We start from the raw sequence: 26,670 nt of genomic DNA on the forward strand, positions 1-26,670 counted from the left end.
TAGTGGCATGGTGGGGCTGAATTTGCGCAAGGCAGCGCTTCCGCTGGCAGCGGGTCTGCTGCTGAGCGTTTCTGCTCCTGCGCATGCGCAATCCGCCAATGGAGTCGGGTCGCCCTTTGAACTGGCTTTCTGGCAGTCGGTGGCAGGAAGCGATGATCCGGCGGTCTATGATGCCTATCTGCAGCAGTACCCTGCCGGTACCTTTGCCGGATTGGCGAGAGCGAAACTTGCCACCTTGCGTAAGGCTCCGATTTCGCCTGCTGCAGTCGCGCCGGTGGCCGCTCCAGCCGTTGCGCCGGTTGCGGCGCCTGCGGCTCAACTGACGCCGGCCGTGGCGACCGTGGTGTCGCAGCCGGCTCCGCCGTCCGCGCCGCCAACGCCTGTCGCTGCAACTGCGCCAGCGGCCGCGCCTGTGCCGATGCAGAGCCCCGCGGAACCAAAGCCAGCAGTGGTTGCAGCGCCCAAGGCTGCCATTGCCGAAGCCTCGGACGTGACCAGCGATGCGAACCTGCTGCTCGAACTGGCCAGGTCGCAGGAAGTTGGCGGTGGCACGGACCGGGTCGCTGCAGCAAATGGCTTTGCGTTGCCCCCGCGGCCAGTCCTGACCGAAATTGCCGACCTGTCCTTGCCAACCTCGTTCTGCTCGGCCGAACAGCGCAATGCGTTCTACGAGACCCGCTACAAGCCGCACCTCGATCTTGCCCGCGCCAACAATGATGCGGCCATTGCCCATATGCAGAAGCTGCAGCAGGCTTATGACAGTTTTCAGCTGTCCCGCGATCCTTCGCCGATGAATGCCCTGGCGGCGGAAGCCAGCTCCTACCAGCAGCAGGTCGCCGCTGCCGCCTATGCGCGTCAGGCTGCGGTGGTTCGCCAGTTCGACCAGCTCATGGCCTTGCCGATAACGGCCTGCCAGATCGCGACGGCGACGAAGTGAGGCGCGCGGTGGAACTGGGAATGGCTGGCGTGCTGCTTGCAGCAACCCCGGCCCAGGCCGAAGCGTGCCTTGACCGTGAAACCATCACTGCGGCGCGCGTTCACGAATTCGAGACGATGATGATGGCGGTAACCCTGCGCTGCAAGGCGATCGGCACCGATATCGGGCCGGTCGTCGAAGCCATGATGGGCACGCACCACCCGATCTTTGCGGCGGCGGACCGGCGCATGCGCGCGTTCTTCGCGCCGCAGAAGCGGGCGTACGAAAGCTATTCCACGCAACTTGGCAACCGCTATGGCGGGGGCGCGACTGACACTGCCAACTGTCACCGTTTCGAGAAAGTCGCCCGGGAACTTGCCGGCAAACCCGGTGTGACGTCGCTCGGACGGGTGGTCTTCGCAATGATCGACAAGCCCCGCATCGTCGGCGCCGTCTGTGCCAAGCCCTGATCAGTCGGCAGACGTCTTCCGCTCGATCGGTCGAATCAGGCCTTCCTGCGCCACGCTGGCGACAAGACGGCCATCACGCGTGTAGATCCGTCCGCGATTGAAACCGCGCGCGCGCCCTGCCCAGGGACTGTCGCACGCATAGAGCATCCATTCGTCCGCGCGGAACTCGTCGTGGAACCAGATCGCATGATCGAGGCTCGCCCCCATCAGGTTGCCTTTCGACCAGCTGATGTCGTGCGGGAGGGTGGACGTGCCAAGCAAGGTCATGTCGCTGGCATAGGCCAGGACCGCACGGTGGATGCGGGGATCATCGGGCAGGGCGCCAACCGAGCGGAACCAGGTGTGCGCACGCGGTTCTTGCGGTCCATTGTTCATCCAGTGCCGGGCCTCGATGGGGCGCAGCTCTATCGGCCGCGGCTGCAGCATTTGCTGGCGCTGCTTCTCGGGCATCTTTGCGGCATAACGCAGGCGCAACTCGCTCTCGCTGGCAAGGTCGTCCGGCCCCACGACCTGGGGCATCGGCTCTGCATGGTGTCGCCCGTCCTCGCGCCGGTGGAACGAAGCGACCATGTTGAGAATCGGCTTGCCCAGCTGGCTGGCGACCACCCTGCGGTTCGAAAAGCTGCCGCCATCGAGGTCACGCTCGACCTTGAAGTCGATCTCGTGATCCTCGTTTCCGCCGCGCAGGAAATAGGCATGGAGCGAATGGACGGGGCGGTCGGCGGGGACGGTGCGTTCTGCACTTGCCAAGGCCTGCCCGATCACCTGGCCGCCGAACACGCGGCCGACGCCGCCGATCTTGCGACGACCCTCGAAGCGGTCGCCGCCGTGGTCCTTCACGTCGAGAAGGTCGAGCAGTCTTTCGACGAGTTCCTGCGGTGTCGGATTTTCAGAGTCGGTCATGCAAACGCGATGGACGTGGCTGCCGTTTACGTCAACGGGATCAATTCAGCGCAAGCCACGCGCCTTGGCATAGACCCGCCAGCACAGCGCCTTGGTGCGATTGCCATTCGGCCAGCGGCCGGGCGGGCGTGGCTTCATGCCAAACTTGCGCAGCAACCCGTTGAAGGCGCGCGCGTCTGCTTCGGCAAAACTCCATTCTGATCGCCAGGTGATCGAGAGGGAAACTGAGGGCTGCGGGCCATTGCGTACAAAATGGGGCGACATCACCGGCACGTAGAGCGCCTCGCCCGGGGACAGCGACCAGTCCTTGCCGCCGCCGAGCCATTCATCGCGCCAGAACAGGTCTCGCCCGCCGCCGGTGTGATAGGTCTCGTGCGTTTCGTCCGGGGCAAAGCGGGCATCGCCTGCCGGAAACATCGTCATGACCTTCGACCCCATCACCTGAAGGAGGATGTTGTGTTCGGGGTCGAAGTGATAGGGTGTCACGCCGCCCGGGCTGGTCACGAAGATGAAGCCCTGCGGTTTCAGCATTGCGCCCGTGCGCTGTTCGATGACCGGGCGCAATTCGTCGAGCAGGCTGTCGAGAAGCTCCGCATAGGCGGGGATCTGCTCGATATTCTTGAGAGCCGCCCAGCTTCCGGTGGATGCGATGTTGCGGATCGTCTCGCCGATACCAATGCCGTTGGCGGGAGCTTTTTCCCCGTTGAGCCCCAATGGCAAGGCCGCACGATTGTATTCGACCGAGCGGTCCGGCAGCGCCTCGCCAAGGATAGCGAGGGCATCGGGATGCATCAGCGGGTGCATGCCCAGCCGGTGGACCAGCTTGTGCGGCACTTCCGGATAGGAGGCGGCGAAAGCGGCGCGCGAGGTCTCGTCGAAAGCGTCGAGGGGCGCGGCTCCGCCAGCGAAGGCAATCGGTTTGTTCATCGGCTCAGTCCGACAGGGTTGCGCCCCAATTCGAGCGACAGGAGAGTTTCGAAGAACCTGCGCCGGATACTGCCGCCGATGGCAACCGAAATGCGTCCGATCGGCCGGCGTTCGGTCCAGAGGCTGTCGATCATCGGATGATCGGGTGCGGCGCAGCTGTCGCACCAGCTGATGTCCGGTCGCGACAGGAGTGCGAGGTTCTCCCGCTGCAACAGGACGCCAGGAGAAAAGCGCGCGAAATCCTCGTCGAAGGCGGTCTTGTAGGAGAAGCTGCCGGGCGGCGTCAGGAAATTGGCGAGCATTGCGATGGGGCGCCCGTCCAGCGTCAGTGCCAGGCGCTCCAGCCTGCCAATCCCCGCAGCTTCGACAAGCGCCTTGCGAAACAGCGATTCCGTCGTGGACGCACAGGCCATTGCGCTGCCACTGGTGCCTTTCCAGCCGCGCCTTTCAAGGAGGAGAAACTGCTCGATCCAGCTTTCGAGATCCGTGGCATCCAGCTGTCGTTCGAAGGCTAGCGCGCCCTGTTCGGCCAGGCGCGCGTGCTGACGACGCAACTCCTTGCGTTTCTTGCCGGTCAGCGCGCGCTCGAGGTAAAGATCCGGCGAAAGCGGCGAATGCAGCATGGCCCGTTGTTCGCGCATGACGAGCGCAGCCTTGCGGCCCTGCAGTTCGGACAGTTCGAACAACGCCGCGGTCAATGGCTGTTCCAGAGGCATTGCGGGCAGGTGCAGGAACAGAGCCTGTTCGCGTGTCGCCGCTTCGTCGGCCCATTGCAACAGCGCTTGCCAGAACACTCTCTCGCAGCCGGCCCGAACCAAGGGCACGCCCAGAAAGGCGTTGGGATGCAGCCAGCTCGCCAAGTGCGGCAGCGGCCAACGCCCATAGCGGCGCGGCCTGGTCAGCGGCATCAGCGCGGCCAGTTCGCCACCAATCTCGACGGTCAGCAAGCGCTTGGTCCCCTGGGGATCGAAGGCTTCGAGCGAGGGTATGAGATACCAGGGTTCAAAGAAGGGATTGGGGGTCGAGGCACTCTCGGCCAGCGCCTGCCACTGCGCCGGTCGTCCGTCGACCGTCCACTCGCGCCAAGGCCGCACCGTTGCCACCGCCGCGCTCGGCGGACAGAAGGAACTGGGCGTGCTTGCCGTGGTGAATGTCGCGACGTTCAAGTTCTCGGGTCTCCGCCACCGGCCTTAGGTGGAATGCCCGAAAACTCGGTTAACAAGCCAGCAAAGAAATACCCCGCCCGGATTGCTCCGGACGGGGCATCCTCTCCCCAACTTGGGCGTTGGCTCCTTAACCCACGGCGTTGCTTGCAAGAGCTGCGAGCAGCAGCAGAGCTACGATGTTGGTTATCTTGATCATCGGGTTCACGGCAGGGCCAGCGGTGTCCTTGTAGGGATCGCCCACGGTATCACCCGTGACAGCGGCCTTGTGGGCGTCCGAGCCCTTGCCGCCGTGGTTGCCGTCCTCGATGTACTTCTTGGCGTTGTCCCATGCGCCGCCGCCCGATGTCATCGAGATGGCGACGAACAGACCGCCGACGATCACGCCCAGCAGCAGGGCGCCAAGGGCGGCAAAGCCGTTGGCCTGACCGGCCACCGCTGCGATCACGAAGTAGACCGCGATCGGGGCCAGCACCGGCAGCAGCGAAGGCACGATCATTTCCTTGATCGCGGCCTTGGTGACGAGGTCCACCGTGCGGGCATAGTCAGGCTTCGAGGTGCCCGCCATGATCCCCGGATTGTCGCGGAACTGGTCACGCACGTCGATCACCACGTCGCCCGCCGCGCGGCCCACAGCGGTCATGCCCATCGCGCCGAACAGGTACGGCAGGAGCGCGCCGAGCAGCAGCCCGACGATGACATAGGGGTTCTCTAGGCTGAAGCTGACCGCGAGGTTCGGGAAGAACTCCCTGAGGTCGGTGGTGTAGGCCGCGAAAAGGACAAGCGCGGCAAGGCCGGCCGATCCGATTGCGTAGCCCTTGGTTACGGCCTTGGTGGTATTGCCCACCGCGTCCAGTGCGTCGGTCTTGTCACGGACCGAATCGTCGAGGCCCGCCATTTCGGCGATGCCACCGGCGTTGTCAGTCACTGGACCATAGGCGTCCAATGCCACGACCATGCCGGCCAGCGCCAGCATCGCGGTTGCCGCATAGGCAATGCCGATCAGCCCGGCGAGCTGGTAGGCAATGATGATGCCGGCGCAGATCACGATCGTCGGCATTGCGGTCGATTCAAGGCTGATGGCCAGACCCTGGATGACGTTGGTGCCGTGGCCGGTTTCCGACGACTTGGCGATCGAGCGCACCGGGCGATAGTTGGTGCCGGTGTAATACTCGGTGATCCAGATGATCAGGCCGGTGATGACGAGGCCGAGCAGCGAGCAGTAGAACAGCACGCGGCCGGTGAAGGTCACCGTGCTGTCGAGGATGGTGTAGCTCATCGCGGTTTCCATGTCGCCCAGCGCATAGGAAATCGCCCACCAGATCGCACCGATGGAGAGGACGGCGGTGACAAGGAAGCCCTTGTACATCGCGCCCATGATGTTGTTGGAGGAGCCGAGCTTGACGAAGTAGGTGCCGATGATCGAGGTGACGATGCAGACGCCGCCGATCAGCAGCGGCAGGGCCATCATCGCGCCGAGCGCATCGCCCAGGCCCTTGAGCAGCAGTGCGGTCAGCACCATGGTTGCGCCAACGGTCACGACATAGGTTTCGAACAGGTCGGCGGCCATGCCGGCGCAGTCGCCCACATTGTCGCCCACGTTGTCGGCGATCACGGCCGGGTTGCGCGGATCGTCTTCGGGGATGCCTGCTTCGACCTTGCCGACGAGGTCGGCGCCGACGTCGGCCGCCTTGGTGAAGATACCACCGCCAAGACGCGCGAAGATCGAGATCAGCGAAGCACCGAACGCGAGCGCGACGAGGCCGTCGACCACGGTGCGATCATCGCCGCCCACGGTGTAACCGGCGATGTCGGTCAGGTAGTGGTAAAAAACCGCGATGGCGAGCAGGGCGAGGCCTGCCACCAGCATGCCAGTGATTGCGCCCGCACGGAAAGCGAGGGTCAGGCCGGCCTGCAGGCCGTTCTGTGCCGCCGCGGCCGTGCGCACGTTGGAGCGGACCGAGATGTTCATCCCGATGAAGCCCGCAACGCCCGAAAGCACGGCGCCGATCACGAAGCCGGTGGCCGAGATTGCGCCCAGCGTTGCGGCAATGATCACGGCGACGACCACGCCGACGATCGCGATGGTGGTGTACTGGCGCTTGAGGTAGGCCTGCGCGCCTTCCTGAATGGCGGCGGCAATTTCCTGCATCTTGGCGTTGCCCGCCGGTGCGCCGAGCACCTGACGGCTGGTCACGAAGCCATAAACGACGGCAAGCAACCCGAGTATTATCGATAATACGACTAGGTTCACGTTGGCATCCCCCTTTATGTCCGGTGCCACGAGTGGCCCGTCCCCGTCGTTGCGGGTGGGGGGAAGCTATCGTTTTATTTCTGCCCCGCAAGCCCTTCCATGACCTTGGCCAAGGGCTTTTTAATCGTGCATATAACCCAGATTGCCATGCGGCACTGCACCATCGATGATTACAGGTGATAATGTCGCCGCCTGCGCCACCCCGATGCGAAGGGCGGCGACTGGTGCAGGTAACCCCGGGGGGAGCGTGAACAGCAGTTCGTAATCGTCGCCCCAGCGCATTGCATCGTCGCGACGGCTGTCGGGCAGGGCGGCAGGGAAGGGCACACTCTCGCTGGCAATGGCGAAGGTCACGCCGCTGGCCTGTGCCATGCGCGCCGCATCGATCAGCAGGCCGTCAGACACGTCCATCATCGCGGTTGCCAGTGGGGCAAGTGTCCGGCCTTCGGCAAGGCGAGGCAAGGGCCGCCGGAAAGTGGTGCTATCGCGGCCGGTCCCGTCGCGCAGTGCCTCGAACCCCAGCATCGCCGCACCAACCGGCCCGGTAAGCCAGAGGGTGTCGCCCACCTTTGCCCCGCTGCGCGAAGGTACGGGTGAACAGGTCGCTCGTCCCAGCGCGGTCAGTCCAAGGCTGCGGGGCCCGTTGCCGCTGACAGTATCGCCTCCCAGCAAGGGCACGCCAAACGCCTGCAATGCCTCGCCAAGTCCGGCAACAAAGCGCGTGTCCTCCTCGCCGAGCGTGAAGCCCAGCAGCACACCCACCGGTTCGGCCCCCTTGGCTGCCAGGTCGGACAAGTTGGTTGCGACGAGTTTCCAGGCCACGTCCGCCATGTCCTGTCCCGGCAGCCAGTGTACGCCTTCGACCATCATGTCATGGGTCAGCACCAGCGTCTCGCCGCCGAACGGCAATACCGCGCAGTCATCAGTCAACCCGCGGGCGGCGGGGTGCAGGGCCAGCTTGCGCATGTCCGCAATCAGGTCGGATTCCTTGCTCACGCCCGGTCTATGGGGCGCGCTGGCGAACCGCACAAGTCCGCTTGACCAGCACCATTTTGCCCCTTAATCGTTCGATTAAAGATGTATCGAGAGGAGTCGGAACACATGGCAACAGCCTATATCGTCGACGCAGTACGCACGGCTGGAGGACGTCGCGGCGGACGGCTTGCAGGCGTTCACCCCGTCGATCTCGCCGCGCGCAGCCTGGATGCCATCATCGCTCGGACCGGCATTGACCCGACTGCCGTCGATGATGTGATCATGGGCTGCGTCACCCAGGCCGGACAGCAGGCGATGCAGGTCGGCCGAAATGCCGTGCTCGCCTCGAAGCTGCTGCCGCAATCGACGCCGGCCGTTACCATCGATCGCCAGTGCGGTTCTTCGCAGCAGGCGATCCAGTTCGCCGCGCAGGCGGTGATGTCGGGCGTGCAGGACGTGGTGATCGCTTCGGGCGTGGAAAGCATGAGCCGGGTGCCGATGGGCTCGAACGCCACGTTCCACATGAAGGAGGGCCTTGGCCACTACAAGTCGCCGGGTCTGGACGAGAAGTATCCGGGGATCATGTTCTCGCAGTTCATGGGCGCGGAAATGATCGTCAAGAAGCACGGGTTCTCCAAGGATGACCTCGATCGTTTTTCGCTGAACAGTCACCAGAAGGCTATCGCCGCGACGAACGCGCAGGCTTTCGCTAATGAGATCGTGCCGGTCGAAATCGAGACTCCTGAAGGCCCCGCCATGCACACCGTGGACGAAGGGATCCGCTTCGATGCCACGCTCGAAGGCATTGCCGGAGTCAAGCTGCTCAGCCCGGAAGGTTCGCTGACCGCCGCCAGCTCCAGCCAGATCTGCGACGGTTCCAGCGCTGTGCTGGTCGTCTCGGAAGCCGCACTGAAGGCGCACGGGCTCACCCCGTTGGCGCGCATCCACAACCTTACCGTGACTGCGGGCGATCCGGTGATCATGCTCGAAGAGCCGCTCTTCGCGACCGACCGTGCGCTGCAGCGGGCCGGGATGAAGATCTCGGACATCGACCTTTATGAAGTGAACGAAGCCTTCGCGTCGGTGCCGATGGCCTGGCTCAAGCACACCGGGGCAGACCCCGAGAAGCTCAACGTCAATGGCGGCGCCATTGCGCTCGGTCACCCGCTGGGCGCTTCGGGTACGAAGCTCATGGCCACGCTCGTCCACGCCCTGCGCGCCCGCGGCGGCAAGTACGGTCTGCAGACGATGTGCGAAGGTGGCGGCGTTGCCAACGTCACCATTATCGAAGCTCTTTGATTTTTCAGCCCTTTAGAGAGGATAACTCGCAATGAAGCTCGACAATACCGTTGCCGCCGTGGTCACCGGCGGCGCTTCCGGCCTCGGCGCAGCCACCGCCCGGGCGCTTGCCGCCAAGGGCGTGAAGGTCGCCATCTTCGATCTGCAGAAGGAAAAGGGCGAGGCCGTGGCTGCCGAGATCGGCGGCGTGTTCTGCGAAGTGAACGTGACCAGCGACGAGAGTGTCGACGCCGGCTTTGCCAAGGCGCGCGCGGCGCATGGCCAGGAGCGCATCCTCGTCAACTGCGCCGGCACCGGCAATGCCATCAAGACGGCAAGCCGTTCGAAGGAAACAGGCGAGATCAAGCACTTCCCGATGGATGCGTTCAACTGGATCATCCAGATCAACCTCGTCGGCACATTCCGCTGCATTGCCAAGTCGGCCGCCGGCATGATGACTCTCGATCCCTGCGACGAGTTCGGTGAGCGCGGCGCTATCGTGAATACCGCTTCGGTTGCTGCTGAAGATGGCCAGATGGGCCAGGCCGCCTATTCGGCCTCGAAGGGCGGGGTTGTCGGCATGACCCTGCCGATCGCGCGTGACCTGATGAGCGAGGGCATTCGCGTCAACACCATCCTGCCCGGCATCTTCAACACCCCGCTGCTGCAGGGCGCGCCGCAGAACGTGAAGGACGCGCTCGCGGCGTCAGTCCCGTTCCCCAAGCGCCTCGGCATGCCCGAGGAGTACGCCAACCTTGCCATGTGCATGATCGAGACCGGCTACTTCAACGGCGAGGACGTCCGCCTCGATGGCGCCATCCGCATGGCGCCGCGCTGATCGCCTTAAGGTTGTGTCCCCGCGCAGGCGGGGACCTCGGTGGTCTTGCGGGGCGCTTCCGCTAACCGACTGAGGCTCCCGCCTGCGCGGGAGCGCAACGGCATTCAAGGGAGACTTTCGTGGCCGACTATACGCAGATCAAGCTCGACATCGCCGATGGCATCGCGACGATCACGTTGCACCGCCCCGAAAAGATGAACGCCTATACCGGCACGATGATGAACGAGATGATCGATGCGTTCGATCGCACCGATGCGGATGACAGCGTGCGCGCGGTGATCGTTACCGGGGCGGGAGACCGCGCATTCTGTGCCGGCGCAGACCTCACGCCCAGTGACGGCAAGCACGTCTTCTCCAGCGGCGATGCGGTGGAAGACCTGTCCGATCCTCGCGTGCGCGATGGCGGCGGCATGATCACCTTGCGCATCTATCAGTCCAAGAAGCCGGTGATCGGCGCTATCAACGGTGCGGCGGTCGGTGTCGGCGTCACCATGCAGTTGCCGATGGACATCCGCCTGGCCTCGACCAAGGCGCGCTTCGGCCTTGTCTTTGCGCGCCGGGGGATCGTGCCCGAAGCCGCGTCGAGCTGGTTTCTGCCGCGTATCGTGGGGCTGCCCCAAGCGCTCGAATGGTGCATGACCGGCCGTGTTTTCGATGCCGAGGAAGCCCTGCGCGGCGGCCTTGTTCGCTCGCTGCACGAACCTGAGGACCTCATGCCCGCGGCAATCGCGCTCGCACGCGAAATTGCCGACAACACCAGTGCGGTCTCGGTCGCGATGACCCGCGCCATGCTGTGGCATAACCCGTCGTTTTCGCATCCGATGGAGGCGCACCGCGTCGACAGCCGTGCGATCTACACCCTCTCGCGCGGCGGCGATGCGGCCGAAGGCATCGCGAGTTTTCTGGAAAAACGCGCTCCCCGCTACCCCGGACGCGTTTCTTCGGATATGCCGTCGTTTTATCCGTGGTGGAACGAGCCGGGTTGGGAATGAGTACGGAAGTGTCAAAGGGGGAAAGCCTGGAAACGCCGGGCGCACGCGAGCAGCTTCTGCAGACCGCGTCGAGCATCATGCGCGAGGGAGATGTCGTCGACATCTCCCTATCGGAATTGAGCCTGCGGTCCGGCCTGAACTCCGCGTTGGTGAAGTACTACTTCGGCAACAAGGCGGGCATGCTCAAGGCCTTGCTCGACCGAGACATGGAGAACATCGTCAAGTCGGTCGACGCCCTGCTCGCCAAGGACGACATGAGCCCCGAGGCCAAGCTGCGGCTGCACATTTCGAAGTGCATCGATACCTATTTCGAATATCCCTATCTCAACCGCCTGCTGATGCGTCTTGTTCGTGACAGTGACGAGGCTGAAGCGAAGCGAATCGCCGACCAGTATCTGCTGCCGCTGCATCGCGCCTACAACCGGTTCATCGGCGATGGCGTGAAGGCGGGCGTCTTCCGGCCGATCAACCCGCAGCTGTTCTACTTCACGGTTACCGGCGCGGCCGATCGCTTCTTTTCGGCGCGTCTGGTGCTCAAGCACTGCTTCGATCAAGACACCCTCACCGAGGAACTGCGCGACAGCTACCGCGAGCACACCGTCGATTTCATCATGGCCGGCATCCTCGCACACTGAGCGGGATCGCAGTCTCGAGCAGGTGCAGCATGAAACCATGCTGCACCCCTTGCGCTGCAATGCGCGCTAAAGCTGGAGGCATGGCGGCATAAAGAAAATGTCGTCTAGCGCCTACGTGCGCATTGATCTAACGCGCATGCCACCGCTTGGTGGCATAATATTTCGCTCTTGCGCATCAGGCTGGTTTCATGTGATACGAAATCATGCCCGGAACACAAACGCGCCTCACCGACTTCATGCCCTACCGGATGGCCATCACCTCGAATGCGGTGAGCGGCCTCATAGCGGGCGAGTATCGCAGCGAATTCGGCCTGAAGATTCCCGAATGGCGGATCATGGCCGTGCTGGGTGACGCAGGGCCTTTGACCCAACGCGATCTTGTTCGAGCCACGTTGATGGACAAGGTGGCTGTCAATCGTGCTTGCAAGGTGCTTGAGGAGCGTGGCCTGGTCCAGCGCAGCCCGAACGAGCAGGACGGTCGCTCTCATCATCTGGAACTGACGGCATCGGGATGCGAACTGCACGGCAGGATCTGGCCGCAGGCGTTCGAGATGTACCAGAAGATATTCTCGGCAATATCCCCGCGTGAACAGGAAAAGCTGCGCGCCATTCTTGAGAAACTGCTCAAGGCTGCCCGGACGCTCGAAGGCGAAGAGAAGTGAAGCTCGCATCATTACCGCAGGGACGCGACGGTCGGCTGATCGTCGTGTCGAACGACCTTGCCTGGTATGCCGACGCCGATCACATCGTGCCGACCATGCAGGCCTTGCTGGATGACTGGGACCGCTACTTCCCCTTGGTCGAGGCGCTTTCGATCGAGCTTGCCCATGAAGCAATTCCGCGCAAGCGGTTCCACGAACGTGAAGCCTGCGCCCCGCTCCCACGTGCCTACCAGTGGGCCGATGGCAGCGCCTACGTCAATCACGTTGAACTCGTCCGCAAGGCTCGCGGGGCGGAACTGCCGGAAAGCTTCTGGACCGATCCTCTGATGTACCAAGGGGGTAGCGACGATTTGCGCGGAGGGCGCGAACCGCTTGCCCTGAGGGACGAGGCATGGGGTTGCGACTTTGAGGCCGAGATCGTCGTCGTGACCGGTGACGTTCCCCAAGGCGTTGCGCCTGACGAAGCACTCAAGCACATTCGTCTCGTCGGCCTGGTGAACGACGTTTCGCTGCGCAATCTCATTCCGGGCGAACTTGCCAAAGGGTTCGGCTTTGTCCAGTCGAAGCCTGCCAGCCACTTTTCACCGGTGTTCGTGACGCCGGCCAGCCTTGGCGAGGCATGGAGCGGTGGCAAGCTGATGCGGACGCTCTCGGTCGACGTCAACGGCCAGCCTTTCGGTCGGGTCGAGGCGGGCGAGGAATGCACCTTCGATTTTGGGGTGTTGATCGCGCATCTTGTCAGGACCCGCGGTCTGGGGGCGGGGACGATCATCGGCTCCGGCACGGTGTCCAATCGCGATCCTGATGGTTCGCCCGGGCGTCCGGTGTCGCAAGGCGGCAAGGGGTACGCCTGCATTGCCGAACAGCGCATGGTTGAAACGATTACCTCGGGCCAGCCTTCGACTCCGTTCCTGAAGTGGGGCGATACGGTGCGCATCGAAGTGCGCGATGCTAAGGGCAAGAGCATCTTCGGGGCAATCGATCAGACTGTTACCCGCGCCTGATCGCGTTCTGCCGCAAAATGAAAAGCCCCGCCGGCAGGTCCGGCGGGGCTTTTTTCATGCCTTGGCTGGTCCGATCAGCTACCGGGCTTCTTGTTGATCAGCGTGTCGCTGATCGAGCAGGCAGCAGGGCCGAGGATCACGACGAACAGCACCGGCAGGATGAACAGGATCAGCGGGATGGTCATGATCGCGGGCAGGCGTGCAGCCTTTTCCTCGGCACGCATCATGCGCTCGTTGCGGAATTCGGCAGAGAGGACACGCAGCGCCGAGGCGAGGGGCGTACCATAGCGCTCGGTCTGGATCATCGTGGTCACCACGCCTTTGACGGATTCCAGATCGACACGATAGGCGAGGTTTTCGAACGCCTGACGACGATCGGTCAGGAACGACAGCTCGATGGCGGTCAGCGAGAATTCGTCCCCGAGTTCCGGATAGGCGCGGCCCAGTTCGCGTGCGACGCGGCTGAAGGCCGCATCGACCGTGAGGCCGGCTTCGGCGCAGATGACCAGCAGGTCGAGCGCATCGGGCAGGCCCTTGCGGATCGCGTGGGTCCGCTTGGAAACCATGTTCTGGATGAAGACGTCGGGCCCCTTGTACCCTGCGATGAGCATGAACATGAAGGCGCCCATCCGCTTCATGGGACCCCAATCCCCAAACGTGTTGGTCCAGTAGAAGAGCACCGCGCCCAGAAGACCCAGAGTGATCGGGCCAACCAGGCGTCCGAGGATGACCGCGACGGCCCATTCCTTCTTGCGGATGCCGGCCTGCGCCAGCTTCTGCTGGATCACCGCCAACTGGCTGTCCTGCAGGACCTTGAGCGATTCGAGGAAGCCGCGGATCTGGTCGGTGGTCTGGTTGCGGCGGACGATGCTCTGGCGCTTGCGGGCATTCGCCGTGACGATGCCGGCCTTGAGCTGTTCGCGGCGTTCGTTCAGGACCTTCACGCGCTTGGCCATGGGGTCGCGCACGGTGACGGCGGCGTAGACTGCAAGCATCACGGCCGCTGCGGCAATCCCGATCAGGATTGAACCGACAAGGTAAACGTCGAAGCCGAGCAGCGTTGGTCCTGCGGGGTTGTTGATCATGGCCGGTCCCTCCCGCTCAGATTTCGAAGTTGACCATCTTGGCCATGATGAACGAACCGATGCCAAGCCAGGTGAGCCCGCCCAGACCGGCGATGATCAGGCGCTCGTCCACGAAGAACTTGCTGAGATAGGCCGGGTTGATCGTATAGATCAGCGCAAACACGATGAAGGGCAGCGAGCCGACGATATAGGCTGATGCCTTCGATTCCGAACTCATCGCCTTGACCTTGAGCTTCATCTGCGCGCGTTTGCGCAGCACGTCCGAAAGGTTCGAAAGCGTCTCGGCCAGGTTGCCGCCGGTCTCGCGCTGGATGGCAAGCGTGATGCAGAAGAAGTTGAACTCGGGCATGTTGAGGCGATCGGCGGTGTCCTGCAGTGCCTCTTCCATGGTGCGGCCGACCTTGATGCGATCGGTCACCAGCTTGAACTCTTCACCCACAGGGCCGGGGAGTTCGCTCGCGACCACGCCCAGGGTCTCCGTCACCGGAAGACCGGATCGAAGCCCGCGTACCAGCAGATCGAGAGCATCGGGCAGGCGCGTGGTGAAGTTTTCGACGCGCTTGCCGATGGCCCGGCCGACGATGAAGTGCGGCAAGCCGATGCCGACAAACAAGCCAGCGACCAGCGACAGCAAGGGCGCTCCGGTCTTGAGGAAGACCAGAAGCAAGACCGCCAGGGCAAGACCGCCGCTGACATAGAGGTACTGGGACAGCGTCCAGCCCTTGCCGGTGCGGTGGAGGCGCAGTTCGAGCGCTTCCATCCGCGATCCCGAGCCGGCGATCTTTCCTGCACGCGGTTTGCGGGCTGCCACGGTCTTGCGGTATTGCGCTTCGACCTTGTCAACCGCGCTGTCCGAGTGCCGAAACCGTACCGACTGGAGACGGCGGCCGCTCTCCTTGGACGCGGACGGGCCGGACAGCGCGGCATAGCCGAGCACCATCGCCGCCATCATGCCGCCGGCCATCAGGATCAGCTGGATCGTATTCCCCATTGCAGGTCTCTTCCCGTCACCTCAAGCGAATGCGGGCCGTCAGGCGGGCACACCGGCCTTGGGCTTGTTTAGCATCTTCTTGAGATCGAACTTGCCGAGCAGCGAGGGCTTGCGCGCACTGGCTGTGGTGTCCGCCGCTGCATCTTCCTCACCGGTTCCGATGATCGCGAAGGCGATGTCCCGGATCGTGGCTCCGACCTTCGAGGAGCGATTGGCTGCAACGAACGACTGTCCGAGCTTGGCCGCGTTGGATGCCCCCTTGATGTCGTAGGGCAACATGAAGTTGATCTTGCGCTCGATCGAGGCTTCGAAATCAGCCTTGCTGATCTCGTTGGCGCCGGCTTGCACCTTGTTGGCAACCACGATCGGACGGGCGTGGGCAGCATTGGTCTTGAGCCACGAAAGCAGGCGAATGGCATCGCGCGCGCCGGCCAGCGTCAGTTCGGTCGCAACGATCACCACGTTCACGTCACCCAGCAGGTGCGGGAAGTTGATCAGCATGTTGCGCGGCATGTCGATCACAGTCATCTCGAACGCCTGGCGGAATTCCTCCTCCAGTTGCACGAATGCGCTGCCATCGGTCATGAGCGGCGAACTGATCGGCGCTTCGGCCGACAGAATGGCCAGATTGTCGTTTGCCCGGATCATTGCGCGTTCGATGAACAAGCCGTCGATGCGGCTCGGATTGTCGATCGCGTCGGTCAGGCCGCGACCGGGCTCCAGATCGAGCGTCAGTGCGCCGGTGCCGAAATGGACGTCGAGATCCAGCAATGCAGTGGGCAGCTTGTGATCGGTGCTGAACAGCCAGGCGAGCGATGTCGCCAGCGTCGACGCCCCGACGCCGCCACGCGTGCCGACGATGGCTGTCGAGATGTGGCGCTTCGCCGCACTCGGATCATGGCTCTTGGGTGCGGTAAAGATGGTCTGCGCCTGGACGAGTGCATCGCGGATCTGCCCCGCATTGAGCGGCTTGAGCAGGTAATCCTGAATGCCCGAGGCAATCAGGTCGCGATACAGGCGTACGTCGTTGACCTGCCCCACGGCGATGACCACGGTGCCGGGCTCGCAAACTTCGGCAAGAGCGTTGATGTCGTTCAGCGGGTCGCCGCTTTCCGACAGGTCGACCATGAGGATGTTCGGGCTGGCCGTGATCGAAAGCGACTGGATCGCGTTGCGCAGGCCACCACGGTGGCACTTCTCCGGCGCCCAGCCCATGTCGACGACGACCGGGCGAAGGACGTCGAGCGCGGTCTCGTCGCACATGAAAGCGGCGAAGGCGTCGCGATTGGCATTCTTCCAGCTCATGTCAGTTTCCTCCACTGCCGCCAGAGGCATTGGACGTCGAATTGTTCTTCAGGCCATCTTCGCCGGTTGGCTTGGCGGCGCGGAAGCTGTCGATGGCCTTGGTTCCGCTCATCACCACCGTTTCCCCGGTGCTGTTGGCGCCCTTCACGAGGTGTTCCTTGTCGGCGACCATCGCGGCGAGATTGCTGTTGATGGCGCAGCCGAAGTTCGACGTCGTCCGGTTGCTCATCGAGAAGTCGGACTTGGCCGTCCAGTCGGGGCAGCCAGGTACCGAGGCAGTGGCGCGGGTCACGACGATGCGCGCACCGCCAGCCGGAACATAACCGGGGGTAACCGGGGCGGGGCCTTCGACGAACATGCCCCAGCGACCGGCGACCGTATCGACCGAAGCGATCGTGGCCTTCGACTGCAACGGATCGTCTATCGCGATCTTGTCACCATACTTGAGGCCAAGGCTTTCGAACCACCCGGCGAGCCGACGTTGTTCGGTGATTGAAATGCCACCTCCCGGCAGGGTCTCGACATCGAAGACGTAACGGTCGCGCTCGACAATCGGCTGATGCACCGAGTTGAGCATGCGGTTCTCGGGGGCGTTGACCGAACAGGCCGAGAGGGCCGTTGCCAGTGAAAGCAGCAGCGCTGCGGAAGCGCGGCGGTTATGATTGGTGCGCATGAGCTGTCCCTCGTTCACTGGATGCTGAAGCCGGGTTCGGCGCTGGCGACTTTCTTGTCGCTGCGGCGGTCGGCTGGCTGCGGTGCCTTCGCGGGCTTGTCGAGAGCGCCGACCTTGGGACCGGTCTGAACTGTGCCTTCCTTTTCGGTCGGCTTGGGGCGGTCGCCACCGGTGACCCCGTCGTTCTCCATGTTGCCAAGCAGGCGCTGGATGTCGTTCGGGCTCTGGAAGCCGTCGGTCGGCAGCTTGATGTCGTTGGCGTTTACCGGGTTCACCAGATACGGCGTGACCACGATGACCAGCTCCGTCTCGCCCTTGCGATAGCGGGTCGAGCGGAACAGCGAGCCAAGGATCGGCACGTCACCCACGCCAGGCATCTTGGTCAGCGCGTTCTGCGCGCCATTCTGCAGCAGGCCTGCGATCATGAAGGACTGACCCGACCCGAGTTCGATCGTCGTCTCGGCCCGGCGCACGGTCAGGGCCGGGATTTCGACGCTGTCGAGCTTCAGTGCGCCCGTGCTCGAAAGCTCGGAGACTTCAGGACGAACGCGGATCGAGATGCGGCCGTTGGCCAGGACCGTTGGCGTATAGGCCAGGCTGACGCCGTAGCGCTTGTACTCGATCGAGGTGGTGCCAAGCCCCTGCGAGACAGGGATCGGGTATTCGCCACCCGCCAGGAAGTCGGCAGTCTCGCCGGAAAGCGCGGTCAGGTTCGGCTCGGACAGGGTAGTGACAAGGCCCAGCGTCTCACCGGCATCGAGCGCCCCGAGCAGATCGAGGCCGAGAAGCTTGCCCATGCCGGCAATGGTGGTGCCGGTAGTAGTGGCCGTGACCGAACTGCCGGCCTTTTCCACCAGGCCAAGCGGATTGGACTCAGTTACCTTGGTCGGATCGAAGGTAAATCCAGTGGTCGACGAAGTTCCGACACCAAACGGCAGGTTACGGTCGGTGGTGTAGGTCGATGCTGCGGAACGACCCTGTCCGATGCCGAACTTGAAGCCGCCCGTGCCATCGATGCCGGTCAGGTTCACGCCCAGGTCGCGCACCAGCGTGCGGCTGACTTCGGCGAATTTCACGTGGAGGCTGACCTGCAATGGCGTTGCCATCTTCAGGCGGCTGATCACGTTGGTCTTGTCGCCGACAAAAGCGCGCACGAGGCGCTCTGCCTCGGCCGCGTCCTCGGGCGCGCCGACCGTGCCGGTCAGCAGGACCGTGTTGTTCATCGTTGCGACGTTGACGCGAGCCTCGGGCATGGCGAGGTGCAGCATCTGATCGATCGAGTCGATGTTGTTGCCGACGCGAATGTTGGCCGACCAGACGACGTCACCCTTGGCGTTGCTGGCGTATACGGTTGTCTCGCCGCCCGACTTGCCGAACACGTAGAACTGGTTGGTCGACTTGACCTGGACGTCTGCCACCTTGTCGTCGGCGACGAACACGTCGGCCATGCGACCGGGGACGGTGACCAGCTCTCCGCGACCGATCGAGATCGTGACGGTGCGGGCGGGGCTCGTCAGGCTTTGTGCGTGGAGCATGCCGGATGCGGGCATCATCGCCAGCGGGGCAGCGATCAGCGCGGCCGTGAGGAGCTTGGAGGAAAAACGGCGGTTCATGGTGCTGCCCTTCGAGGTCGGGATCTGTCGCATGATCTTGGTGTGGAGAGCGCAGCTCATCACTTCGCTCCTATCGAGACATCTTCGGTGTCCTTGCCGCGGGTCACGCGGACCACGGGGCCGGTAGGCACCGGTCGGCCGTTTGCTGCCATCTGCGGGGCAGGGCTCGCGGCGGGAGCGGAATATCCGCCGCCTGCCGGAGCAGTTGCCACTGGCACGGTCGTGCGCTGGAAGCGCGATACATCGCCGCCGGTCACGAAGCTGGCCTTGCTGCTTTCGATAGGGCGAGCCATGGCCTGCTTGATCAGCGCCTCTTCCTGCTGCTTGGTAGCGCCGGCCGGGATCTTGACGTCGCCCGAGGCAATCGCCTGCTCAAGCTCGGCCGAGTTGTCCGCCAGAGAGCGCAGCGAGAGGCTGATCGTGCCGATCGTCTGGGCCACGGCAATCTTCTCCGCGATCTTGGGCGTGACTTCGAGCGTGACGGTGCTGAAGGTGCGCACGCGGGTCTTGCCCTCGACCATTTCCTGCTCGGTCGACTGGTCCGTTGCGAGCACGCGCAGGTTCTTGAGGATCGTTTCCGATGCCTTCAGTGCCATGCCGCTGTCGCCGCTGCCCTTGACGGTCTGGGTCAGCACCAGGTCGATATGGTCGCCCGGGAAGACGAAGCCGGCTACGCCGGTGCGGGCCGAGACAGGGATGGTGACGGCGCGCATGCCTGGCCCGAGAGCAGCTGCGAGGAAGCCACGGTCGCCGGGCGCAACGAGGTTGCCCTTGGTGACCGGCTCGCCTGCAGTCATCGGGTTGCGCACCACGGTGCCCAGCAGCTTCTGCATGTCAGCTTCGCCCTCGACGAAGTAGGCGTCCTGGACCATGTCCTTGGGCCATGCCTGGAAGTTGAGGGCGTCGGCGGTAATGATGGTGCCGACGGGCAGGGCGCGCTGGGCTACCAGCACCTTCGGGCCCATCGGCATCTTTGCCGCAGCTTCTGCCTGAGGCGTGGACGCGCCAGCGAAAAGGCTCCTTGCTGCGAAGGCCGTGCCGATCGCAACGATCAGCGCCCCCACCAGCAACATCAGCTTCCTCTTGTCCATGCTACTTGTCCCGCCCTCTTAACTCAGGCCCGCATGTCTCGGGCAAAATGGTTAAAAATTGTGATATGATGTTCATGCACCTGTAACGGAGCGCCAACCGGCCTCGAGCATCGGGGCCAGGACGATCAGTCCGGCGCTTGCGATTGCTACGCCGTAAGGAATCTTTGCATCGCGCCGGCGCGTCACGGTATAGTGCCACGCGGCGACCACGATGGTCAGCGCGCCGCCCAGCAGCGACATGATCACTAGCAGCTTGACGAAGCTCAACGGCGGCAACCAAAGTGCCAGTGCCGCCAGCAGCTTTACATCTCCGCCGCCCATCAGCTTGAGGGCAAAAAGTCCCGCCAGGACGACAAAGGCGACGAACGCCACGCCCACCTGCATCGCCACGCCCGGCCACAGTGACAGCCCTGACGCCCACCAGTAGGCCGGAGCGGCCAGTGCGATGGCAGCGTTCAGCCAGTTGTCGATCTGGCGGCGGCGGATATCGGTGAAGGCGGCAACCAGCAGCGCGATTGCCAATGCCCCGACCAGTCCGTAAACGAAGATGTTCCCCTGCATGTCCTGGGGCATACGGGACAATCACTTACCAAACGGTAACCAAACCTTGGCGCGCAACTGCGCCATTGGAGGCGTTTCAGGCATGGAGTTCGGTACCAGCAGTCGGATCGATCGCAGGGCGATTCCGGCGGATGCGAACGAAGGGTTCTGGACCGCATCAGACGGCCATGTCATCCGCCGGATCGACTGGCCCGGTCATGGCGCTCCTCAGGCCCAGTACGGTCCGCGCGGTTCGATCCTGTTCTTGCCGGGGCGTGGAGATTTCTACGAGAAGTATCTGGAATCTCTCGATTACTGGCATGAGGAAGGGTGGCAGGTAACTGCGCTCGACTGGCGCGGGCAGGCAGGTTCAGGACGGCTCTCTGCCCATCCTGCAATCGGGCACGTCGAAGATTTCTCGATCTGGATCGAGGACCTCTCCGCATTCTGGTCGCAATGGGTCGTCCAGACGCCTGGCCCCCATGTCGTCATCGGCCATTCGATGGGTGGTCACCTCGTGCTACGTGCTCTTGCGGAAGGGCGCATTAACCCTGTTGCCGTGGTTCTGAGTGCTCCGATGCTGGGCTTTCTCACTCCGGGACCGAATCGGGCGTTGCACAAGGTGGCCGAGGCGATGTGCCGATTCGGCGATCCTGCCCGCCCCGCCTGGAAGATCAGCGAGAAGCCCGGGACGACCGCCGCAGCCCGGAACACACTGCTGACGCATGATGCCGAACGGTACGAGGACGAGGCGCAATGGAAGCTGCAGCGCTCCTTTCTCGGAATGGGCCCCGGCTCCTGGCGGTGGGTCGAGCGTGCCTATGCCTCGATGCTGGTGCTGGATGCTCCCGGGATTCTGGAAGCGGTCGACGTGCCGGTGCTTCTGCTTGCCGCGCGTCACGATGGTCTGGTCAGCTGGAAGGCGATCGAGCGTGCCGCCCGCCGCCTGCCACGTGCGCAACTGATGACCTGGGGACGGGAAGCCCGACACGAATTGCTGCGAGAGGCTGACCCGGTGAGAGACAAGGTCATGGCTGCGATTGACGATTTCCTAGACCGCATGGCGCCCGTCGCGGAGGCCCCCATCGCGTGACCAGCTTTGCCGGAGACTTTGATGTCGCCATCATGGGCGCGGGCATGGCAGGTGCCAGTCTCGCCGCCGAATGCGCGCCCCACGCCCGCGTGCTGCTGGTCGAGGCCGAGGACACCCCCGGCTACCACACCACCGGACGCTCTGCCGCGTTCTGGGAAGAAACCTATGGCGGACCCGGTGTCTTCCCGCTGACGATGGCTTCGGGCCGTTACTTGCGGGAAGGCGGGTTCCTGTCCCAGCGTGGCGCGCTGAACATCGGGCAGGCGTCGGACCGCGACAAGGTTGAGGCCTTCATCGAGAAGTTCGCTGCCCTGGGTGCCACCCTGCATCTGCAGGACCGGTCGGCGCTTGAATCCCGCGTGCCCGGCCTGAAGCCCGAATGGGTTGTCGGCGCGTGGGAGCCCGGCTGCGCTGACATCGACGTTGCCGGCTTGCACCAGCACTACCTTGCAACGTCGAAGCGGACCGGCACAGTCATGCGCGTGCGGGCCCGCGTCGAGCGGCTGGAGCGGGAAGGCGGACAGTGGCGGCTGGCCTGGGCCGGGGGCGAGGCACGCGCTCCTATCATCGCCAATGCTGCCGGAGCATGGGCGGACTCGCTTGCCAGCCTTGCCGGTGCCTGCCCGCTTGGCATCCAGCCGTTGCGCCGCACGATTGTCCAGTTGCGCACCGATCCTGCCCCGGCAGATTCCCTGCCGCTGACGCTGGGCATCAACGAGGACTTCTATTTCAAGCCTCAGGCCGGGCGTCTGTGGCTTTCACCGCACGATGAGATCCCCGATGTCGCTGGCGATGCCGCGCCCGAGGAACTGGACGTTGCCATTGCCATCGACCGCTTTCAGCACGTGGTGGACTGGAACATTGCCGCGCTCGAGCGCCGCTGGGCAGGCCTTCGATCCTTCTCGCCGGATCGCCTGCCGGTCTACGGCTTCGATCCGGTTGTGGAGGGCTTGTTCTGGTTCGCCGGGCAAGGCGGCTTCGGCATACAGACGGCACCTGCCGCGGCGCGGCTGGGCGCTCAGCTACTGCTCGGCTTGCCCCGCGACGAGCTGACCGTGGAAATCGACGCCGACGCATATGCGCCGGCGCGATTCCTGCCTGATCAATCGTAGATCGGGCGCAGTTCGTTATCGAGGTAGTAGCGGGTCATCGCCATCGAGGCGAGGAGGTCGGGCGAGCCGTCGTACTCGATCGACATCCAGCCCTTGAACCCGTGTTGCTTGAGCGCGCGGTAAAGTCCCTTGAGATCGAGCGTGCCCATCCCCGGTTCCCAGAACCAGCGCGTGCCGTCGTCTGTGATTTCCGGGTCCTGTGAATAGCGCAGGCTGTCGGGCTGGTTGGACGAGGCGGTGTCCTTGAGGTGGAACGTGCTGATGCGGTCGTGATAGTCGTTGTAGAAGGTCACCAGATCCTCGCCCATGATCGAGATCTGGGCGGTGTCGATGCAGTAGTGGACCAGCGCGGGATCGGTGGATTCGATCAGTTCGCGATGGTTTGGCAGGTTGATCGCGCAGAAGAACTCGTTGTGCAGGCCGATCTTGACGCCCTTGTCGGTGGCATAGCGGCCGATCTCGTTCATCACCTTGGCACACTGCTGCACTTCCTCGCGGGTGAGGGGGCCGCAGCCGAAGTAGTTCTGGGTCGGGCAGGTGTTCATGTAGGTGCCGCCGAAGCGCACGATGGTGTCCACCGCTTCGCGGCCTGACTGCACGGCTTCATCAAAGTGGCCGACATCGTGCGAGGCGTGGGCACCATGGAACATGCCGATAACCTCGACGCCGCGGTCCTTTGCAAAGGCGGTGAAGTTTTCGGGCGAGCCGAACAGCGGCAGGATGTCTGCCATGTCCCACGGCGCGATCTCGATGCCGCTGAAGCCCAGCGCCGACTGATATTTCAGGATGTTGTCCCAGTCGGAATAGTAGGCGCTGTTGGTCTTGTCCTCGTAGTAGAAGTCGCGGAAGTTATCGATCTGCTTGAAAGGGATCGACTTCCAGTGGCTCATGTTGGCGTATTGGATATTGGGCATTTCGGATAACTCCGGAAATCAAAGCTGGTTGAGCATGGCGCGCGTGCGCAGCAGTGCGCGGAACGGATCACGCGTCTGGCGGGCGCTGCAGGTCACGGGGCCTGAATAGCCCAGCTTGTCGAGCGTGCTGGCAATCGCGGCGAAATCGACCGAGCCGGTGCCGGGATCGCGGAAGACCTGCGTGGCCTGGGGCTGCGGGTGTTCGGGGTTCGGCGTCTTCCATGTGTCGTTGCTGTCAACGAAGCTGGTGTCGGTCAGGTGGACACAGCCGATGCGGGCGATGTTGGTGGTGATGAACTGCACCGGGTCGATCCCGGCAACGGTGAGGTTGGCGGTGTCAGCGTCAAGGCCGACGCTTTCGGGCAAGCGCGCAAGCAGCGCGAGCACCCGTTCACCGCCGAACAGGCTCCAGTATTCATTGCGCAGCACCAGCTTTACGCCCAGTTCCTCGGCCTTGGCGGCAAGGCCGCTCAGCAGTTCGACCGTGCGATCGGTGAACATGGCGATCTGGGCGTCGATATCGGGGTGATACTGCCTGATGCGCCCGTAGTAGGGCGAGGGGCTTATGGCGAAATAGTCCGCGCCAAGATCGGCCGCATGGGCGAGGGCCTCGCCGGCGAAATGGCCGGATGCGCCGAAGAAGAAGTGGATGTTGTCGTTGCGCATGAACAGGTTGGGATCGAAGGTCACGCCTGTGACGCGCGTGATTCCGCTTGCGGCCAGCACTTCGCGGTACTGCGCCGCGCTGCTGTACTTGGTGTTGATGCAATAGCGGTTCATCGGCACGCCGCTGCGCCCGCCGAACTGCCAAACCGGCTCATAGGGAATTTCGATGGCAGAAAACCCTGCCGTGGCGATCAGGGGGTAAAGCTCCTCCCAGAAATACTTGCTTTCGAACCGGTTGCGGTTCGGCTCCTGGTAGTGGCGATTGATAAGGTCGAGGCTTATCGCGGTATCTTTGGGGTTCATGGTCAACCTTCTGGCGTTCCTGCCCCGGCAAAGGGGCAATTGCGTTCGTGCATGTTGGGGGCATGGTCGCGTGCCGCGCAGGCGCAGTGAACCACGCCTGCAGATGCGCTGGCGGCATGGCTATTGGCAGGTGATGAGTTTACCGCCGCAGACACAGGATCCATTCCCATTCCACGGCCCCGACGCGCACTGGCGCTCGTTTGCCTGGCGGGTCAGACGCCCGCTACTTTGTGCTGGCGGACATCCGCCATTTGCAGGCAAAAATCAACCCCGCGTGCGTATTTTGCCTGCTGTGCTGCGCCTTTTCCGTGATATCTGCGGACCTGGGCTAACGACAGGGAGAGTCATTATGGCGCACCGTTTCGAGATCCGCAGAAACAAGGCAGGCGAGTTTGTCGCCTACTTCTGCCACAACAGCGAAACCATCTTCTGGACCGAGGGCTACGCTAGCAAGGCCGGCGCCCGGAATGCCATTGAATCGATCCTCAAGAACGGTCCCGAGGCGGCAGTGGTGGATACGACCACCGATTGAGAGCTGGGGATGATTGGCCGGTTTCAGAACAGGCCATCGTCCTCGTCGTCATCAGGGGCCAACGTCACATCCGGCGCGATGGCGATCCCATTCAGGCCAGGGACAAGCGCCTGGTTGTGGATGAGGCGCTCGTCTGCCATCGTGTAGCTTCGCGCCAGATCGTCGAGCATAGTCTGCAATAGAACCGCCTTGTCACCGTCGACCGGCTGGCAATCCGAACCGGCGCCTTGCAGGACGGACGACAGGTTTCGCATGGGCGCTTCCAGCATCCCTGCTTCCTCCAGTGCATCGATTGCCAGTGCCAGGCTTGATCCCAACTGGTCTGACTCGGCTTCAACCACGGCCATCGCCTGTCGGCCTCTTTCGTTGCAATCGCCAATCGTGGTGAGGAAGCGGGCGAGGAGTTCCCCCGATGCACCACCGTTCTCGTGCGACTGGCTCTGCAGGCGGTGGCAGGGCGCCGACAGGTTCGTTTGCGTTCGCTGGATGGCATCGGCGATTGCATCAAGGCGTTCGGAATATGTCCTGATCTCGTTGGCGATGACCATCACCGGTCGTCCGATGGATTGCGCAGTGCGGCAACTCAGACCGATATTGATCGCCATGTGCTGCACATCCAGCCGGAGCCGGGTGATGGCTTCTGCCCGTTCCGTAACTTCATCGACCGTCTGCAGGATCAGGTCGAGTGTCGCCATGCCCTCGCTGTTCGCGCGGTCCAGCTGGCGCAGCATCAGGTGCGCCTCGGCAACACTTGCCTCGATGCGCTCCAGCATGTCACTGTCGCCCTCGCTGGCCTGGTCGTCGTCAAGACCCTGGAGATTTCTGCACTGGCTTTGCAGTCGCGAAAGAGAAGCCGCGAGTTCGGCCCTGTCGCGCCCATAGTCGGAGACTGCCGCTTCGAACAATGCAGCGAGAACGCGAAGCAACGGTGCGCCAGCAGAGCCGGCCATGCTGCCTTCCTGGCGTCGCGTTTCAAGCGTGCGCAGGCTCGCCAGCACGTGCTCCAGTCGCTGGCGCACGCTGTCGCCGATCTGCATTGCCTGGATGGCGGCGTGGAGCTCGGTCTGAATCGCCAGAGCAAGGCCGGCAATGGTCTTGGCCAGGTTGCCAAGACGCATTTGGTGCTGCTGCAGGTTGCCCGCTTCGCGCATCAGCGCATCGGGTACCTGCGGGAAGACCTTCGCACATTCGCGATCGAGCAGCCTGTCGTTCTCGCCCATCTCGCGAAGACTTGCGAGAAGCCCTCCGAGCATATGGTCGAGGCCGCGCAGTTCCCGGTCACCCTGATCGAGCTTGCCGCGCATAGCATCTGCAAATTCCATGAACTGCGGATGGCCCGATGCGGTGATCTTCACGTTCATGCCGTAAATGTCGAGGACCTGCAGGCAGCGCATGACCTCGCCAGCGCTGGTCCGCAAAGACCGGGCGGCCTCGTGCATGGTCGCGATCTCGTGAGACCTGCCCTGAACCAGACTGCGCACGTTGCGCAGGGATTCGGCGGCCATCCGCAATCCATTGACCGCTTCGACGCCGACGCCGCCATCGAACATGCCGGTCACTTCGGTCAGAGCCGAGGTGATCGTCTGGATGCGCGTAACCGACTGGCACAGGTGCGTGCTGGCCATGTCGAAGCTTTCGTCCAGACGCTTGAGCAGCGAGACCAGATCCTCGATCAGCGCTGCGTGACCGATGTCCTTGGCGGGAGTGGGGACGACAAGTTTGAGAGCCGCCATCG

The 26,670-nt window shown here is 63.4% G+C and carries 26 protein-coding genes; 12 read left to right on the top strand and 14 right to left on the bottom strand.

Going from position 1 to position 26,670, the window contains the following annotated elements; all coding sequences use genetic code 11:
* Positions 1 to 7 precede the first annotated feature (7 nt).
* Both IM701_RS03975 and IM701_RS03980 read left to right on the top strand, forming a co-directional pair.
* A complete protein-coding gene (locus tag IM701_RS03975; RefSeq protein ID WP_193827846.1) occupies positions 8 to 937 on the top strand; it encodes a hypothetical protein in 930 nt (309 codons plus the stop codon).
* A 20-nt stretch (positions 938 to 957) separates the two neighbouring features.
* Entirely contained in the window at positions 958 to 1,386 is a 429-nt protein-coding gene (locus IM701_RS03980) for a hypothetical protein (RefSeq protein ID WP_193827847.1), read from the top strand.
* On the opposite strand, the gene IM701_RS03985 is transcribed toward IM701_RS03980, so the two are convergent.
* From IM701_RS03985 to thiL, 5 genes are all read right to left on the bottom strand, one after another.
* Positions 1,387 to 2,289, bottom strand: coding sequence for an acyl-CoA thioesterase II (locus IM701_RS03985; protein WP_039336532.1), 903 nt, complete (start codon positions 2,287 to 2,289; stop codon positions 1,387 to 1,389).
* A 45-nt stretch (positions 2,290 to 2,334) separates the two neighbouring features.
* The gene (locus IM701_RS03990) at positions 2,335 to 3,216 is read right to left on the bottom strand and encodes a transcriptional regulator (RefSeq protein WP_193827848.1); all 882 of its coding nucleotides are present in this window, start codon (positions 3,214 to 3,216) and stop codon (positions 2,335 to 2,337) included.
* Entirely contained in the window at positions 3,213 to 4,382 is a 1,170-nt protein-coding gene (locus tag IM701_RS03995; RefSeq protein WP_230487785.1) for a GNAT family N-acetyltransferase, read from the bottom strand. Before IM701_RS03995 ends, IM701_RS03990 begins: the two co-directional genes overlap by 4 nt.
* 127 nt (positions 4,383 to 4,509) lie before the next feature.
* Positions 4,510 to 6,633 (bottom strand): sodium-translocating pyrophosphatase, encoded by a 2,124-nt coding sequence (locus tag IM701_RS04000; protein ID WP_193827849.1) that lies wholly within the window; start codon positions 6,631 to 6,633, stop codon positions 4,510 to 4,512.
* A gap of 120 nt (positions 6,634 to 6,753) precedes the next feature.
* On the bottom strand, positions 6,754 to 7,629 hold the full coding sequence (gene thiL / locus IM701_RS04005; RefSeq protein WP_193827850.1) for a thiamine-phosphate kinase: 876 nt from the start codon (positions 7,627 to 7,629) through the stop codon (positions 6,754 to 6,756).
* Positions 7,630 to 7,734: 105 nt separating this feature from the next.
* Between thiL and IM701_RS04010 the strand changes: the two genes are divergently transcribed.
* The 6 genes from IM701_RS04010 (at position 7,735) to IM701_RS04035 (ending at position 13,017) form a co-directional block, all read left to right on the top strand.
* A complete protein-coding gene (locus IM701_RS04010) occupies positions 7,735 to 8,907 on the top strand; it encodes an acetyl-CoA C-acetyltransferase (RefSeq protein WP_062343188.1) in 1,173 nt (390 codons plus the stop codon).
* Positions 8,908 to 8,938: 31 nt separating this feature from the next.
* Entirely contained in the window at positions 8,939 to 9,724 is a 786-nt protein-coding gene (locus IM701_RS04015) for an SDR family NAD(P)-dependent oxidoreductase (protein ID WP_039336538.1), read from the top strand.
* 119 nt (positions 9,725 to 9,843) lie between these two features.
* Positions 9,844 to 10,716 (top strand): crotonase/enoyl-CoA hydratase family protein, encoded by an 873-nt coding sequence (locus IM701_RS04020; protein WP_062343132.1) that lies wholly within the window; start codon positions 9,844 to 9,846, stop codon positions 10,714 to 10,716.
* Positions 10,713 to 11,351 (top strand): TetR family transcriptional regulator, encoded by a 639-nt coding sequence (locus IM701_RS04025; RefSeq protein ID WP_039336544.1) that lies wholly within the window; start codon positions 10,713 to 10,715, stop codon positions 11,349 to 11,351. Before IM701_RS04020 ends, IM701_RS04025 begins: the two co-directional genes overlap by 4 nt.
* Positions 11,352 to 11,554: 203 nt before the next feature.
* Positions 11,555 to 12,013, top strand: coding sequence for a MarR family winged helix-turn-helix transcriptional regulator (locus IM701_RS04030; RefSeq protein ID WP_062343134.1), 459 nt, complete (start codon positions 11,555 to 11,557; stop codon positions 12,011 to 12,013).
* On the top strand, positions 12,010 to 13,017 hold the full coding sequence (locus tag IM701_RS04035; RefSeq protein WP_193827851.1) for a fumarylacetoacetate hydrolase family protein: 1,008 nt from the start codon (positions 12,010 to 12,012) through the stop codon (positions 13,015 to 13,017). Before IM701_RS04030 ends, IM701_RS04035 begins: the two co-directional genes overlap by 4 nt.
* A gap of 74 nt (positions 13,018 to 13,091) precedes the next feature.
* On the opposite strand, the gene IM701_RS04040 is transcribed toward IM701_RS04035, so the two are convergent.
* Together IM701_RS04040 and IM701_RS04045 are read right to left on the bottom strand one after the other, a co-directional pair.
* Positions 13,092 to 14,102, bottom strand: a complete 1,011-nt coding sequence (locus IM701_RS04040) for a type II secretion system F family protein (protein WP_039336550.1) — start codon at positions 14,100 to 14,102, stop codon at positions 13,092 to 13,094.
* A 16-nt stretch (positions 14,103 to 14,118) separates the two neighbouring features.
* Complete coding sequence (locus IM701_RS04045; RefSeq protein ID WP_039336552.1) at positions 14,119 to 15,093, bottom strand: type II secretion system F family protein; 975 nt, start codon at positions 15,091 to 15,093, stop codon at positions 14,119 to 14,121.
* An 815-nt stretch (positions 15,094 to 15,908) separates the two neighbouring features.
* Here IM701_RS04045 and IM701_RS22225 point away from each other — a divergent pair.
* Complete coding sequence (locus IM701_RS22225) at positions 15,909 to 16,010, top strand: TilS substrate-binding domain-containing protein (RefSeq protein ID WP_156451923.1); 102 nt, start codon at positions 15,909 to 15,911, stop codon at positions 16,008 to 16,010.
* 389 nt (positions 16,011 to 16,399) lie between these two features.
* On the opposite strand, the gene IM701_RS04055 is transcribed toward IM701_RS22225, so the two are convergent.
* The 4 genes from IM701_RS04055 to IM701_RS04070 all read right to left on the bottom strand — a co-directional run bounded on the left by IM701_RS04055 (position 16,400) and on the right by IM701_RS04070 (position 20,348).
* Positions 16,400 to 17,071: a CpaD family pilus assembly protein gene (locus IM701_RS04055; RefSeq protein ID WP_193827852.1), complete on the bottom strand. Its 672-nt coding sequence runs from the start codon at positions 17,069 to 17,071 to the stop codon at positions 16,400 to 16,402.
* 14 nt (positions 17,072 to 17,085) lie between these two features.
* A complete protein-coding gene (locus IM701_RS04060) occupies positions 17,086 to 18,744 on the bottom strand; it encodes a type II and III secretion system protein family protein (protein WP_370584350.1) in 1,659 nt (552 codons plus the stop codon).
* Positions 18,744 to 19,775 carry a Flp pilus assembly protein CpaB gene (gene cpaB / locus IM701_RS04065; RefSeq protein ID WP_039336557.1) on the bottom strand — a complete coding sequence of 344 codons (1,032 nt, stop codon included), beginning with the start codon at positions 19,773 to 19,775 and terminating at the stop codon, positions 18,744 to 18,746. Before cpaB ends, IM701_RS04060 begins: the two co-directional genes overlap by 1 nt.
* Positions 19,776 to 19,847: 72 nt before the next feature.
* Positions 19,848 to 20,348 carry a prepilin peptidase gene (locus tag IM701_RS04070; RefSeq protein ID WP_193828333.1) on the bottom strand — a complete coding sequence of 167 codons (501 nt, stop codon included), beginning with the start codon at positions 20,346 to 20,348 and terminating at the stop codon, positions 19,848 to 19,850.
* A gap of 70 nt (positions 20,349 to 20,418) precedes the next feature.
* Here IM701_RS04070 and IM701_RS04075 point away from each other — a divergent pair, with 70 nt between their 5' ends.
* Both IM701_RS04075 and IM701_RS04080 read left to right on the top strand, forming a co-directional pair.
* Complete coding sequence (locus IM701_RS04075; RefSeq protein ID WP_193827853.1) at positions 20,419 to 21,408, top strand: alpha/beta hydrolase; 990 nt, start codon at positions 20,419 to 20,421, stop codon at positions 21,406 to 21,408.
* A 32-nt stretch (positions 21,409 to 21,440) separates the two neighbouring features.
* Positions 21,441 to 22,520 (top strand): FAD-binding oxidoreductase, encoded by a 1,080-nt coding sequence (locus IM701_RS04080; protein ID WP_193828334.1) that lies wholly within the window; start codon positions 21,441 to 21,443, stop codon positions 22,518 to 22,520.
* Here IM701_RS04080 and IM701_RS04085 read toward each other — a convergent pair.
* Together IM701_RS04085 and IM701_RS04090 are read right to left on the bottom strand one after the other, a co-directional pair.
* On the bottom strand, positions 22,511 to 23,434 hold the full coding sequence (locus IM701_RS04085; protein WP_193827854.1) for a sugar phosphate isomerase/epimerase: 924 nt from the start codon (positions 23,432 to 23,434) through the stop codon (positions 22,511 to 22,513). The genes IM701_RS04080 and IM701_RS04085 overlap by 10 nt on opposite strands.
* An 18-nt stretch (positions 23,435 to 23,452) precedes the next feature.
* Positions 23,453 to 24,403, bottom strand: a complete 951-nt coding sequence (locus tag IM701_RS04090) for a sugar phosphate isomerase/epimerase (protein WP_039336564.1) — start codon at positions 24,401 to 24,403, stop codon at positions 23,453 to 23,455.
* A 349-nt stretch (positions 24,404 to 24,752) separates the two neighbouring features.
* On the opposite strand from IM701_RS04090, the gene IM701_RS04095 reads away from it, so the two are divergent.
* A complete protein-coding gene (locus IM701_RS04095; RefSeq protein ID WP_039336565.1) occupies positions 24,753 to 24,935 on the top strand; it encodes a DUF1508 domain-containing protein in 183 nt (60 codons plus the stop codon).
* Between the two features lie 23 nt (positions 24,936 to 24,958).
* Here the strand turns inward: IM701_RS04095 and IM701_RS04100 are convergent, their stop codons facing one another.
* Entirely contained in the window at positions 24,959 to 26,668 is a 1,710-nt protein-coding gene (locus IM701_RS04100; protein WP_193827855.1) for a hypothetical protein, read from the bottom strand.
* Between the last annotated feature and the right edge of the window lie 2 nt (positions 26,669 to 26,670).

Origin of the sequence: Novosphingobium sp. ES2-1 (assembly GCF_015169775.1) — a bacterium.
Lineage (GTDB): Bacteria > Pseudomonadota > Alphaproteobacteria > Sphingomonadales > Sphingomonadaceae > Novosphingobium > Novosphingobium subterraneum.

Bases quoted from the DNA above. Each gene is read 5' to 3' on its own strand.
- IM701_RS04085 (WP_193827854.1), bottom strand. From the start codon at position 23,434: ATGCCCAATATCCAATACGCCAACATGAGCCACTGGAAGTCGATCCCT.
- IM701_RS04010 (WP_062343188.1), top strand. From the start codon at position 7,735: ATGGCAACAGCCTATATCGTCGACGCAGTACGCACGGCTGGAGGACGT.
- IM701_RS03975 (WP_193827846.1), top strand. From the start codon at position 8: ATGGTGGGGCTGAATTTGCGCAAGGCAGCGCTTCCGCTGGCAGCGGGT.
- IM701_RS03980 (WP_193827847.1), top strand. From the start codon at position 958: ATGGCTGGCGTGCTGCTTGCAGCAACCCCGGCCCAGGCCGAAGCGTGC.
- IM701_RS04055 (WP_193827852.1), bottom strand. From the start codon at position 17,071: ATGCGCACCAATCATAACCGCCGCGCTTCCGCAGCGCTGCTGCTTTCA.
- IM701_RS04075 (WP_193827853.1), top strand. From the start codon at position 20,419: ATGGAGTTCGGTACCAGCAGTCGGATCGATCGCAGGGCGATTCCGGCG.
- IM701_RS03990 (WP_193827848.1), bottom strand. From the start codon at position 3,216: ATGAACAAACCGATTGCCTTCGCTGGCGGAGCCGCGCCCCTCGACGCT.
- IM701_RS04095 (WP_039336565.1), top strand. From the start codon at position 24,753: ATGGCGCACCGTTTCGAGATCCGCAGAAACAAGGCAGGCGAGTTTGTC.
- IM701_RS04080 (WP_193828334.1), top strand. From the start codon at position 21,441: ATGGGCGCGGGCATGGCAGGTGCCAGTCTCGCCGCCGAATGCGCGCCC.
- IM701_RS04045 (WP_039336552.1), bottom strand. From the start codon at position 15,093: ATGGGGAATACGATCCAGCTGATCCTGATGGCCGGCGGCATGATGGCG.
- IM701_RS04070 (WP_193828333.1), bottom strand. From the start codon at position 20,348: ATGCCCCAGGACATGCAGGGGAACATCTTCGTTTACGGACTGGTCGGG.
- IM701_RS04090 (WP_039336564.1), bottom strand. From the start codon at position 24,403: ATGAACCCCAAAGATACCGCGATAAGCCTCGACCTTATCAATCGCCAC.
- IM701_RS04030 (WP_062343134.1), top strand. From the start codon at position 11,555: ATGCCCGGAACACAAACGCGCCTCACCGACTTCATGCCCTACCGGATG.
- IM701_RS22225 (WP_156451923.1), top strand. From the start codon at position 15,909: ATGTCGCCAGCGTCGACGCCCCGACGCCGCCACGCGTGCCGACGATGG.
- IM701_RS04025 (WP_039336544.1), top strand. From the start codon at position 10,713: ATGAGTACGGAAGTGTCAAAGGGGGAAAGCCTGGAAACGCCGGGCGCA.
- IM701_RS04100 (WP_193827855.1), bottom strand. From the start codon at position 26,668: ATGGCGGCTCTCAAACTTGTCGTCCCCACTCCCGCCAAGGACATCGGT.
- IM701_RS04060 (WP_370584350.1), bottom strand. From the start codon at position 18,744: ATGAGCTGCGCTCTCCACACCAAGATCATGCGACAGATCCCGACCTCG.
- IM701_RS04015 (WP_039336538.1), top strand. From the start codon at position 8,939: ATGAAGCTCGACAATACCGTTGCCGCCGTGGTCACCGGCGGCGCTTCC.
- IM701_RS04040 (WP_039336550.1), bottom strand. From the start codon at position 14,102: ATGATCAACAACCCCGCAGGACCAACGCTGCTCGGCTTCGACGTTTAC.
- IM701_RS03985 (WP_039336532.1), bottom strand. From the start codon at position 2,289: ATGACCGACTCTGAAAATCCGACACCGCAGGAACTCGTCGAAAGACTG.
- cpaB (WP_039336557.1), bottom strand. From the start codon at position 19,775: ATGGACAAGAGGAAGCTGATGTTGCTGGTGGGGGCGCTGATCGTTGCG.